Here is an 11,396-nt window from a genome sequence, read left to right as displayed (position 1 = left end):
CTTCCGGGGGGGGTTTTATCCCCGGCCGGGGGGCCCACCACACCGGGGGCCCCGCGCGGACGCCTTTGTAGCGTCTTCAGGTGTATCGGAACTCGTCCGAATATTTCTTCGAACGTAAGCGGATGTGATCCGGCTTTGGCAGCGCGGGCCGGGCGCCTATGATCGTTAGGTTGCCCAGCGGCAACGCGCCGCCATGCGGCCCCGCATTCGTCCTATCCTTCATAGACCCGCCCAGACACCCAAGGAAAACCGGAAAGCCATGATCACTGTCGGTTCCCGCGTCCCCGACGCCACGCTGCAGGAATTCTTCGAGACCGAAAGCAACGGCTGCGCGCTCGGCCCCAATGCGTTCAAGGTGGCCGACCTGGTCCGCGGGCGCAAGATCGTGGTGTTCGGCCTGCCCGGCGCCTTCACGCCGACGTGTTCGGCCAAGCATGTGCCGGGCTTCGTGCAGCATGCCGAGGCACTGCGCGAGGCAGGCGTGGACGAGGTCTGGTGCGTCTCGGTCAACGATGCCTTCGTGATGGGCGCGTGGGGCCGCGAGCAGCAGGTGGCCGGCAAGGTCCGCATGATGGCCGACGGCAGCGCCGAGTGGACCCGCGCGCTGGGCCTGGACCAGGACCTGAGCGCGCGCGGCATGGGCGTGCGGGCCAAGCGCTTCGCCATGGTGGTCGAGGACGGCGTGGTAACCCGGCTCGACGTCGAGGCGCCGGGCGAATTCCGTGTCAGCAGCGCCGAGGCGGTGCTGGCGGCGTTGCGCGGCTGACACAGTCATCCGGGTAAACGTGGATAATACGTAACTTGTGACAGGCGTGTTAACAGCCGGAAACAAAAGCCGGCTGCAGCGTCCCGCATGTGGTGGTAAAATCCCTTAATCAAAAAAATAACACGATAGATTTTTATAATTGTTGAGGCTGTCATGCTCAAACAGCGCACGATAAAATCCCTGGTGAAGACCGTCGGCATCGGCCTGCACTCCGGCCGCAAGGTCACGCTGACGCTGCGACCGGCGCCGGCGGGTACCGGCATTGTCTTCACCCGCGTCGACCTGCCCGATGCCGTCGAGATTCCCGTGGCCGCATCGGCCATCGGCGACACGCGCCTGGCGTCGGTGCTGCAGAAGGATGGCGCGCGCGTTTCCACCGTCGAGCACCTGATGTCCGCCTGCGCCGGCCTGGGCATCGACAACCTCTATGTCGACGTCGACGCCGAAGAAATTCCGATCATGGACGGCAGCGCGGCATCGTTCGTGTTCCTGCTGCAGTCGGCCGGCATCGAAGAACAGAACGCGCCCAAGACTTTCATCCGCGTGAAGAAGCCGGTGGAAGTGCGCGAAGGCGACAAGCTGGCGCGGCTGGAGCCGTTCTTCGGCTTCAAGCTGTCGTTCACCATCGACTTCCGCCACCCGGCGGTCGACAAGACCGGCCAGACCTTCTCGATCGATTTCGCCGACACCAGCTATGTGCGCGAGATCGCCCGCGCCCGCACCTTCGGCTTCGCGCACGAGGTCGAGGCCCTGCGCGAGATGGGCCTGGCGCGCGGCGGCAGCCTGGACAACGCGATCGTGCTGGATGAGCACCGCATGCTCAACAACGAGGAACTGCGCTACGGCGACGAGTTCGTGCGCCACAAGATCCTGGATGCGATCGGCGACCTGTACGTGGTCGGCCATCCGCTGATCGGCGCCTATGTGGCGAACAAGTCCGGCCACGGCCTGAACAACCAGCTGCTGCGCGCGCTGCTGGCCGACCAGGAAGCCTACGAACTGGTCACCTTCGAGCGCGTCGAGGAAGCCCCGGCGGCGTTCCTGCCGCAGGCCCAGCCGGCCTTCGCCTGAGCGGCCTCGCATAGAAAAAGAGCCGACCTGCACAGGTCGGCTCTTTTGCTTTGGACGCGGCGCGGGCGCTCAGCGGTGGTGGGACAGCAGCGTATTGAGCGCGTCGCGCAGCGGCGAATCGGGCAGGCTGCGCGCGAGCTGGTCGAGATTGGCGAGCCCGGTCGGCGTCATGCGCCCGCTGGTGCGCGGCCGTGCCACCGGCTCCACCTCCCAGTCGGAATGGCGCTGCACCTCGGGCTGCACCCGCACGCGGATCGAGGTGACCGGCGAGCCGCGCTGCTGCAGTCGTCCGAGCAGCGTCGGCACGACCTGGCGCACCCGCGCCGCGGCCGCGCCGTGAGCCGCCAGCAACAGCAGGACCTGGCCGTTGGGGTCGGACGGGTCGCGCTTGATGCCGGCCACGGCCAGGCCGGCGCGCATGCCGGCCGGCAGCAGCGCCAGCACCTCCGCCTCCAGCACCGACAGCTGGCGCGCGGTCTGGAGCAGCGTCGACACCGGGCCGGCCTTGTCCAGCCAGTCGTTGAGCGGCTTGGCGGCGGGGGTCTGCAGGGCGGGATGGGTGAAGCGGCGCATGGGTCCATTCTAGCAAGGGGCAGCGCGTGCACGCAGGCAGCGCGGGCCGAAAGCGAGGGCGGCCGGATTGAAGCCGGCGCAACCATCCCAAACTGCTTGCAGCCGGGCCCGCGCCAGCGCCCCGCGCCGCCGGGCGCGACCCCGGCACATGATAAACTCGGCGTTTTGCGCCAATCTATCCATTACCGCGCCCGGCCGCCGGGGCAGCCCGCCTTCCCTGGGGATGCCACCCGGTTCCGCGCAGGTGAAAGCAATCGATGATCACGGGCCTTCTCAAGAAAGTCTTCGGCAGCCGCAATGAGCGGCTGATCAAGCAATACCGCCGCACGGTGGCGCAGATCAATGCGCTGGAGCCGAAGTTCGAGCAGCTCTCCGACGACGAGCTGCGCGGCATGACCGAGGCCTTCCGGCAGCGCCACGCCGGTGGCGAATCGCTCGAGGCGCTGCTGCCCGAAGCCTTCGCCGTGTGCCGCGAGGCCAGCAAGCGCGTCATGAAGATGCGCCACTTCGACGTGCAGCTGATCGGCGGCATGGTGCTGAACGACAACAAGATCGCCGAAATGCGCACCGGCGAAGGCAAGACCCTGACCGCGACGCTGGCCGTGTACCTGAATGCCATCACCGGCAAGGGCGTGCACGTGGTCACCGTCAACGACTACCTGGCGCAGCGCGATGCCGAGTGGATGGGCCGGCTGTACAACTTCCTGGGCCTGTCGGTGGGCGTGAACCTGTCGCAGATGGCGCACGACCAGAAGCAGGCGGCGTACAACGCCGACATCACCTACGGCACCAACAACGAGTTCGGCTTCGACTACCTGCGCGACAACATGGTCTACGACCCGTCGCAGCGCGTGCAGCGGCCGTTGCACTACGCCATCGTCGACGAGGTGGACTCGATCCTGATCGACGAGGCCCGCACCCCGCTGATCATCTCCGGCCAGGCCGAGAACCAGACCGACCTGTACCAGCGCATGAACGGCATCCCCAAGCTGCTCGAGCGCCAGATCGGCGAAGAAAAAGCCGACGGCACCGGGGTCGAGAAGCCGGGCGACTACTACGTCGACGAGAAGGGCCACCAGGTCTACCTGACCGAGGCCGGCCACGAAAAGGCCGAAGACATCCTGTCGCAGCTGGGACTGATCGGCGAAGGCGAATCGCTCTACGCGCCGCAGAACATCACGCTGATGCACCACCTGTATGCGGCCCTGCGCGCGCACAGCCTGTTCCACCGCGACCAGCACTACGTGGTGCAGAACGACGAAGTCGTGATCGTCGACGAATTCACCGGCCGCCTGATGACCGGCCGCCGCTGGTCCGATGGCCTGCACCAGGCCGTGGAAGCCAAGGAAGGCGTCACCGTCCAGCAGGAAAACCAGACGCTGGCGACGGTCACGTTCCAGAACTACTTCCGCATGTACGAGAAGCTGGCCGGCATGACCGGCACGGCCGATACCGAAGCGTACGAGTTCCAGGAGATCTACGGCCTGGAAGTGGTGGTGATCCCGACCAACCGCCCGACCCAGCGCAAGGACCTGCAGGACCAGATCTACAAGACCGGCAAGGAGCGCTACGACGCCGTGGTGCGCGATATCCGCGACTGCTACGAGCGCGGCCAGCCGGTGCTGGTGGGCACCACCTCGATCGAGACCTCGGAATACCTCTCGGGCCTGCTCGAGCGCGAACAGCTGCCGCACCAGGTGCTCAACGCCAAGCAGCATGCGCGCGAAGCCGAGATCGTGGCGCAGGCCGGCCGCCCCAAGATGATCACCATCGCCACCAACATGGCGGGCCGCGGTACCGATATCGTGCTGGGCGGCAACGTCGAGAAGCAGGCGGGTTTCATCGAGGTCGACGCCAGCCTGTCCGACGCCGACAAGGCCGCGCGCATCCAGCAGCTCAAGGACGAATGGCAGTCGCTGCACGAGCAGGTCAAGGCCGCCGGCGGCCTGCATATCGTCGGCACCGAGCGCCACGAGTCGCGCCGTATCGACAACCAGCTGCGCGGCCGTGCCGGCCGCCAGGGCGACCCGGGCTCGTCGCGCTTCTACCTGTCGCTGGACGACCAGCTGCTGCGCATCTTCGCCGGCGACCGCGTGCGCGCCATCATGGAGCGCCTGAAGATGCCCGAGGGCGAGCCGATCGAGGCCGGCATCGTCACGCGCTCGATCGAATCGGCGCAGCGCAAGGTGGAAGGCCGCAACTTCGACATCCGCAAGCAGCTGCTGCAGTACGACGACGTTGCCAACGACCAGCGCAAGGAAATCTACAAGCTGCGCAACGACGTGCTCGAGGCCAATGATGTCGGCGAGATGGTCACCAACCTGCGCGAAAGCGTGCTGATCGAGCTGTTCCGCGACCACGTGCCGGCCGACACCATGGAAGAGCAGTGGAACATCGCCGGCCTGGAAACGCGACTGCGCGAGGACTGGGGCCTGGAAGTGCCGCTGGCAAAGACCATCGAGGGCGCGCAGAGCATCGAGGACGAAGAGCTGCTCAACCTGATCATGAAGGCGGCGACGGAGCGCTACGACAGCAAGGTGGCCATGGTCGGCCGCGAGTCGTTCGCCGGCTTCGAGCGCTCGGTCATGCTGCAAAGCATCGACACGCACTGGCGCGAGCACCTGGCCGCGCTGGACCACCTGCGCCAGGGCATCCACCTGCGCGGCTACGCGCAGAAGGATCCCAAGCAGGAGTACAAGCGCGAGTCGTTCGAGCTGTTCGCGCGCCTGCTGGACGTGATCAAGAACGAAGTCACGCGCGTGACCTTCAATGTGCAGATCCAGTCGCCGGAAGAACTGGAACAGGCTTCCGAGCAGATCGAGGAAGGCCTGTCGCACCTGGAGAACGTGCAGTACAAGCACGACGAGTTCGCCGAAGGCCGCGAGCCGGTCGAGCAAGCGCCGTCGCCGCGCACCGGCACGGCCATGGCCGCCGCCGAGCTGGCGCTGGCCGGCATGCCCAAGGTCGGCCGCAACGACCCGTGCCCGTGCGGCTCGGGCAAGAAGTTCAAGCAGTGCCACGGCAAGCTCAGCTGAACTGAGCCAGGCCGGGCATCCGGTATGACGCCGCTCCGCGCAGCACCGGAGTGGCGCAAGAGGAATCGAACATGCCCGCCCTTCGCGGGCATGTTCGTCTGAGACCAGCAAGTCGCAAGCAGCAACATCGAGGAGTCCTGCATGCCCGTCAATCTTCCGCTGCCCCAGGCAGAGAACCTGAAATCCGTCGCCGGCGTGGAGCTCGGCTGGGCCGAGGCGGGTATCCGCAAGGCCAACCGCAAGGACGTGCTGGTGGTGCGCGTGGCCGAAGGCAGCACCGTGGCCGGCGTCTTCACCAGCAACCGCTTCTGCGCCGCGCCGGTGCAGGTGTGCCGCGAGCACCTGGCGGCTGCGGACAAAGCGGGCAAGGGCATCCGCGCGCTGGTGGTCAATACCGGCAATGCCAATGCCGGCACCGGCGAACAGGGCCTGGCCAATGCCCGCGCCACCTGCGACGCGCTGGCCGCGCAACTGGGCATCGAGGCCGCGCAGGTGCTGCCGTTCTCGACCGGCGTGATCCTCGAGCAGCTACCGATGGACCGCCTGCTGGCCGGGCTGCCCGCCGCCATCGCCAACGCCGGCGCCGACAACTGGCTGGCCGCCGCGGAAGCGATCATGACTACCGACACCCAGCCCAAGGTCGCGTCGCGCACGGTGCAGATCGACGGCAAGACCGTCACGCTGTCCGGCATCAGCAAGGGCGCCGGCATGATCCGCCCGAACATGGCGACCATGCTGGGCTTCATCGCCATGGATGCCGCCGTGGCGCAGCCGGTGCTGCAGGCACTGGTGACGCACGCCGCCGACCACTCCTTCAACAGCATCACCATCGATGGCGATACCTCGACCAACGATTCGTTCGTGCTGATCGCCACCGGCAAGTCGGGCGCCGTGATCGACCGCGCCGAAGGTCCGGCCTTTGACGCGCTGCGCGAAGCGGTGACGAGCCTGGCGCAGGAGCTGGCGCAGATGATCGTGCGCGACGGCGAAGGCGCGACCAAGCTGATGACCATCCGCGTCGAAGGCGGCAAGGACGTGGCCGAGTGCCGCCAGATCGCCTATGCGGTCGCGCATTCGCCGCTGGTCAAGACCGCGTTCTATGCCTCGGACCCCAACCTGGGCCGCATCCTGGCCGCGGTGGGCTACGCCGGCGTGGATGATCTCGATGTCGGCCGCGTCAACCTGTGGCTGGACGATGTCTGGGTCGCCCGCGACGGCGGCCGCAATCCCGACTACCGCGAGGAAGACGGCCAGCGCGTGATGAAGCAGGCCGAGATCACGGTGCGCATCGCGCTCGGCCGCGGCAACGCCGAAGCCACCGTGTGGACCTGCGATCTGTCGCACGACTACGTGTCGATCAACGCCGACTACCGTTCCTGAACACCGCCGCTTTGCTCCGCTCTCCCGCCGAGGGGAGAGGGAGCAAGAGACCATCGGCACCCTACATTCCCTGACGCCCCGCTGCCATGTCTGACCTCGCCGCCCGCCTCGACAACTTCCTCGCCCGACTCGAACAATGGCTGCCGCCGCAACTGAGCGACGCGGACTGGCAGGAGGCGGTCGCGTTCCGCTGGCGCAAGCGTCAGAGCCTGTTCGGCAATATCGGCTACCTGCAGCCGGTGCGCCAGCTGCCGCCGATCCACCTGGACGACCTGAAGAACATAGAGCGCCAGAAGGATGCCATCGTCGGCAATACGCGCCAGTTCGTGAACCGCCTGCCCGCCAACAACGTGCTGCTGACCGGCGCGCGCGGCACCGGCAAGTCGTCGCTGATCAAGGCCTGCCTCAATGCCTTCGTCCGGGACGGGCTGCGGCTGGTCGAGGTCGACAAGGACGATCTCGGTGACCTGGGCGATATCGTCGAGCTGGTCTCGCAACGGCCCGAGCGCTTCGTGATCTTCTGCGACGACCTGTCGTTCGAGGAAGGCGAGTCGGGCTACAAGTCGCTCAAGTCGGCGCTGGATGGCTCGGTCGCGGCGCAATCGGACAACGTGCTGATCTACGCCACGTCGAACCGCCGGCACCTGCTGCCGGAGTACATGAAGGACAACGAGAGCTACCGCCACACCGACGACGGCGAGATCCACCCCGGCGAAGTCGTCGAAGAGAAGATCTCGCTGTCCGAGCGCTTCGGGCTGTGGCTGTCGTTCTACCCGCCCAAGCAGGACGAGTACCTGGCCATCGTCGGCCACTGGCTGCAGCACTTCGGCTGCACCGACGAGGACATCGCCGCCGCGCGCGGCGATGCGCTGGTGTGGGCACTGGAGCGCGGCTCGCGTTCGGGCCGGGTGGCCTGGCAGTTCGCGCGCGACTGGGGCGGCAAGCACGGCAAGCCGTACATCGCCGATGTTGCCGGGGACGCCAAGGCATGAGCGCGGCGACGCAGAACCCCGCGGCCACCGGCGGCAACCCGCCGCGCAAGGTGACCGAGGTGGCGGTCGGCGTGCTGGTGCAGCCCGACGGCCGCTTCCTGCTGGCGCAGCGTCCGGCCGGCAAGCCCTACGAAGGCTACTGGGAATTCCCCGGCGGCAAGCTCGAGCCGGGTGAGTCGGTGGAGGCAGCGCTGGCGCGCGAACTGCACGAAGAGCTGGGGCTTGATGTCACGCAATGCGAGCGTTGGCACATCCTGGAACATGACTACCCGCACGCCTATGTGCGGCTGCATTTCTGCAAGGTCACGGCCTGGCAGGGCGAGCCCGTCGGCCGCGAAGGCCAGGCGTTCTCGTGGCAGGGCACGCCGGTGACGGTGGGGCCGCTGCTGCCGGCCACCATTCCCGTGGTGGCGTGGCTGGACGAGGAAGCGCGCAACGGCTGACCAGCAGTCCGCGTCACCGACAAGCGGCCGCGGCGCCCGCTTGTGCGCCGCCCGGGCCGGCCGGCCCGGCCCACAGGAAAGGAACCTGCATGCTACGTGTCGATCGTATCGCCGACGACGTTTCCCTGCCTGAACTGACCCTGCGCGGCATCATCCTCGGTGCGCTGATCACGGTCGTGTTCACCGCCTCCAATATCTACCTGGGCCTGAAGGTCGGCCTGACCTTCTCGTCGGCGATCCCCGCGGCGGTGATCTCGATGGCCGTGCTGCGGCTCTTCCCCGGCGCCAATATCTTGGAAAACAACATGGTGCAGACGCAGGCCTCGGCCGCCGGCACCCTGTCGTCGATCATCTTTATCCTGCCCGGGCTGGTGATGCTGGGCCACTGGCAAGGCTTCCCGTTCTGGCAGACGCTGGCGATCTGCGCGGCGGGCGGCATGCTCGGCGTGGTGTTCAGCATTCCGCTGCGCCATGCCATGGTGGTGCAGAGCGAGCTGCCTTATCCCGAGGGCGTGGCCGCGGCGGAAATCCTGCGCGTGGGCAGCGCCGCGCCCGCCGAAGCCGCGCCGGGCCAGAAGCCGCAGGCGACCGGCCTCGCCGACCTGATGGCCGGGGGCCTGGTCGCGGGATTGTTCAGCTTCGCCGCAGGCGGGCTGCGCGTGCTGGCCGAGGGCGCCAATTTCTGGCTGTCGGCGGGCGCTTCGGTGGTGCGGCTGTCGATGGGCTTCTCGCTGGCGCTGGTGGGCGCGGGCTACCTGGTCGGCATCGTTGGCGGGCTGGCCATGCTGCTCGGGCTGGTGCTGACCTGGGGCGTCGCGGTGCCGTGGCTGACCGCGGTCACGCCGCGCCCGGACGGCGCCACGCTGTCGGCCTTCGGCACCATGGTGTGGAGCCAGCAGGCGCGCTTTATCGGCGCCGGCACCATCGGCATCGCCGCGATCTGGACGCTGCTGTCATTGGCCAAGCCCATGCTGTATGGCATCCGCGCCTCGTTCGGCGCGCTCCAGGCCGGCCCGGCGGGGCAGGGCAGCGTGCCGCGCACGCAGCAGGACATGCCGGCGAAGTGGATCGGGCTGGTGATGCTGGCGCTGCTGGCGGTGCTGGTGACGGTGTTCGCCTGGTTCCTCGCACCGGCGCCGCTGGGTGGCGGGGCGCGCTGGCGCCTGGTGGTCTACGCGGTGGTGTTCGCCTTTATCTTCGGCTTCCTGGTGGCGGCGGCGTGCGGCTATATGGCCGGACTGGTGGGCTCGTCGGCCAGCCCGATTTCGGGCATCGGCATCATCGCGGTGATCCTGGTGTCGCTGCTGATCCTGCTGGCGGGCCAGGCCGACGGCCTGCTGGCCACGCCCGAGGGCGGCAAGTTCGCGATCGCGCTGGCGATCTTCACCACCTCCGCGGTGGTGGCGGTGGCCTCCATCGCCAACGACAACCTGCAGGACCTGAAGACCGGCTGGCTGGTCGGCGCGACACCGTGGCGCCAGCAGGTGGCGCTGCTGATCGGCTGCGTGGTCGGCGCCGCGGTGATTCCTCCCGTGCTCGAGCTGCTCTACAACGCCTATGGCTTCGCCGGCGCGCTGCCGCGCGCCGGCATGGACCCGAACCAGGCGCTGGCCGCGCCGCAGGCGACGCTGATGACCGCGATCGCCACCGGCATCTTCACCCACCAGCTCAACTGGAACATGATCCTGATCGGCATCGGGCTGGGCGTGGTGCTGATCGCCATCGACGAGGTCCTGCGCCGCCGTGGCGGCGCGGCGCGGCTGCCGGTGCTGGCGGTGGGCATCGGCATCTACCTGCCGCCGACGATCAGCTCGGCGCTGGTGGTGGGGGCGGTGCTGTCGTGGCTGTTGCTGCGCGCCGAGCGCCGCCGCGCCACTGCGCGCGGCGACGACGTGCGGCTGGCGCTGGAGCACGCCGAACGGCGCGGCACGCTGCTGGCGTCCGGCCTGATCGTCGGCGAAAGCCTGGTCGGCGTGATGCTGGCCGCGGTGATCGGCCTGTCAGGCAGCGATGCGCCGCTGGCCGTGGTCGGTGGTGGGTTTGAAGCGACCGCGCAGTGGCTGGGCCTGGCGGTGTTCGTGCTGGTGTGTGTGGGCTTCTACCGGCGCGTGCTGGCGGCGGCGCACTGAGCACGGCGGCGCCGGAGCGCTTCAGTCGTCCTCGTCTTCGGACCGGTCGGGCGAGCTCTCGCCCGGCTTGCCGCCGATTACGTATTTCTCCGACGCCCAGGCGCCGAGATCGATCTGCTTGCAGCGCTCGGAACAGAAGGGGCGGAACTTGTTTTCGGTTACCCAGGCCACCTCGGTGCCGCAGGTGGGGCATTTGACGACAGCAGGCATGGCGTTCAGCGCAGGCTTCAGAAATTGCAGAGTTTCAGCAGGAACGGAATATCGGCATCGACCGAGCGCGGGCGCAGGTCGCCGTCCTGCTGCGTGAAGCGCACCCACAGCATGTACTTGTTGGCGCTCATCTCGGGGATGAAGGCCAGCAGCGAGTCGTCCAGCCAGACCTGCATCAGCTGGTAGCTGCGGCCCGACAGCATCTGCTGGTAGCTGCCGCCGGTGGCGATCACCTTGCCGCTCTGGCCGGCTTCGCGCAGCAGCCGCAGCACGATGGTCGTGCCCATGCGCAGCGACACCAGCGGACGCGCCCATTTCAGGATGTCGGCGCGGCGGTCTTCGGCGGGGCGATGTTGCCAGGCATAGTACGCAGGCAGGTCGAACTCGCAGGTGCCGCCGGGGATGATGGCGCGGCTGCGGATGCTGGTCAGCCACTCGTTATCCGTCAGCAACTGCCCGGCCTTGCCCACGGTCTGGTTGAGCATGGCGATGCCCTGCTCGATCTCGCCGATGACCGAGTCGAGCGCGTCCTGGTCAATCTGCGGATTGGCGCGCAGCGGCGCCAGGGCCTGGCGCTGGCGCTCCAGTTCCTTGATCAGGTCGGTCTTGAGGTCGGCGCGGCCGGCCACGTCGATGATCTCGAACAGCGTGGTCAGCGCGACGTGGTGCTGCTGGGCATGATCCTGGCCGAGGAAGTATTCCAGCCGATCGAACAGGTCTTCCAGGCGCAGGAGAGTCCTGATGCGTTCGTTGAAAGGGTATTCGTACAGAATCAAGTGCTGTGTCCGTGCAGGGCG

At 67.6% G+C, this 11,396-nt stretch carries 10 protein-coding genes; 7 read left to right on the top strand and 3 right to left on the bottom strand.

Going from position 1 to position 11,396, the window contains the following annotated elements; translation table 11 throughout:
- Window positions 1–259: 259 nt before the first annotated feature.
- Complete coding sequence (locus tag AC3FMM_RS24865) at window positions 260–766, top strand: peroxiredoxin (RefSeq protein WP_111519095.1); 507 nt, start codon at window positions 260–262, stop codon at window positions 764–766.
- A gap of 153 nt (window positions 767–919) precedes the next feature.
- On the top strand, window positions 920–1,837 hold the full coding sequence (gene lpxC / locus AC3FMM_RS24860) for a UDP-3-O-acyl-N-acetylglucosamine deacetylase (protein WP_473703848.1): 918 nt from the start codon (window positions 920–922) through the stop codon (window positions 1,835–1,837).
- Window positions 1,838–1,906: 69 nt separating this feature from the next.
- Here lpxC and AC3FMM_RS24855 read toward each other — a convergent pair whose 3' ends face one another.
- On the bottom strand, window positions 1,907–2,410 hold the full coding sequence (locus tag AC3FMM_RS24855; protein WP_111519096.1) for a DciA family protein: 504 nt from the start codon (window positions 2,408–2,410) through the stop codon (window positions 1,907–1,909).
- A 257-nt stretch (window positions 2,411–2,667) separates the two neighbouring features.
- On the opposite strand from AC3FMM_RS24855, the gene secA reads away from it, so the two are divergent.
- The 5 genes from secA (at window position 2,668) to AC3FMM_RS24830 (ending at window position 10,389) form a co-directional block, all read left to right on the top strand.
- On the top strand, window positions 2,668–5,445 hold the full coding sequence (gene secA / locus AC3FMM_RS24850) for a preprotein translocase subunit SecA (RefSeq protein WP_414248968.1): 2,778 nt from the start codon (window positions 2,668–2,670) through the stop codon (window positions 5,443–5,445).
- Between the two features lie 141 nt (window positions 5,446–5,586).
- Window positions 5,587–6,825, top strand: a complete 1,239-nt coding sequence (gene argJ / locus AC3FMM_RS24845) for a bifunctional glutamate N-acetyltransferase/amino-acid acetyltransferase ArgJ (RefSeq protein WP_488687621.1) — start codon at window positions 5,587–5,589, stop codon at window positions 6,823–6,825.
- Window positions 6,826–6,911: 86 nt separating this feature from the next.
- On the top strand, window positions 6,912–7,817 hold the full coding sequence (locus AC3FMM_RS24840; protein ID WP_488687620.1) for an ATP-binding protein: 906 nt from the start codon (window positions 6,912–6,914) through the stop codon (window positions 7,815–7,817).
- Entirely contained in the window at window positions 7,814–8,260 is a 447-nt protein-coding gene (locus AC3FMM_RS24835) for an NUDIX domain-containing protein (RefSeq protein ID WP_115710898.1), read from the top strand. Before AC3FMM_RS24840 ends, AC3FMM_RS24835 begins: the two co-directional genes overlap by 4 nt.
- A gap of 89 nt (window positions 8,261–8,349) precedes the next feature.
- A complete protein-coding gene (locus tag AC3FMM_RS24830) occupies window positions 8,350–10,389 on the top strand; it encodes an OPT family oligopeptide transporter (RefSeq protein ID WP_326347935.1) in 2,040 nt (679 codons plus the stop codon).
- Between the two features lie 21 nt (window positions 10,390–10,410).
- Here AC3FMM_RS24830 and AC3FMM_RS24825 read toward each other — a convergent pair whose 3' ends face one another.
- Both AC3FMM_RS24825 and zapD read right to left on the bottom strand, forming a co-directional pair.
- Entirely contained in the window at window positions 10,411–10,599 is a 189-nt protein-coding gene (locus AC3FMM_RS24825; RefSeq protein WP_116313120.1) for a DNA gyrase inhibitor YacG, read from the bottom strand.
- 17 nt (window positions 10,600–10,616) lie between these two features.
- Window positions 10,617–11,375, bottom strand: a complete 759-nt coding sequence (gene zapD / locus AC3FMM_RS24820; RefSeq protein ID WP_115681185.1) for a cell division protein ZapD — start codon at window positions 11,373–11,375, stop codon at window positions 10,617–10,619.
- Between the last annotated feature and the right edge of the window lie 21 nt (window positions 11,376–11,396).

Source organism: Cupriavidus sp. 207A1 (genome assembly GCF_057798955.1).
This window is presented reverse-complemented; position numbering and strand designations above follow the sequence as displayed.

Excerpts from the sequence above, each read along its gene's own strand:
- AC3FMM_RS24865 (WP_111519095.1), top strand. The coding sequence starts at position 260 with ATGATCACTGTCGGTTCCCGCGTCCCCGACGCCACGCTGCAGGAATTC.
- lpxC (WP_473703848.1), top strand. The coding sequence starts at position 920 with ATGCTCAAACAGCGCACGATAAAATCCCTGGTGAAGACCGTCGGCATC.
- AC3FMM_RS24855 (WP_111519096.1), bottom strand. The coding sequence starts at position 2,410 with ATGCGCCGCTTCACCCATCCCGCCCTGCAGACCCCCGCCGCCAAGCCG.
- secA (WP_414248968.1), top strand. The coding sequence starts at position 2,668 with ATGATCACGGGCCTTCTCAAGAAAGTCTTCGGCAGCCGCAATGAGCGG.
- argJ (WP_488687621.1), top strand. The coding sequence starts at position 5,587 with ATGCCCGTCAATCTTCCGCTGCCCCAGGCAGAGAACCTGAAATCCGTC.
- AC3FMM_RS24840 (WP_488687620.1), top strand. The coding sequence starts at position 6,912 with ATGTCTGACCTCGCCGCCCGCCTCGACAACTTCCTCGCCCGACTCGAA.
- AC3FMM_RS24835 (WP_115710898.1), top strand. The coding sequence starts at position 7,814 with ATGAGCGCGGCGACGCAGAACCCCGCGGCCACCGGCGGCAACCCGCCG.
- AC3FMM_RS24830 (WP_326347935.1), top strand. The coding sequence starts at position 8,350 with ATGCTACGTGTCGATCGTATCGCCGACGACGTTTCCCTGCCTGAACTG.
- AC3FMM_RS24825 (WP_116313120.1), bottom strand. The coding sequence starts at position 10,599 with ATGCCTGCTGTCGTCAAATGCCCCACCTGCGGCACCGAGGTGGCCTGG.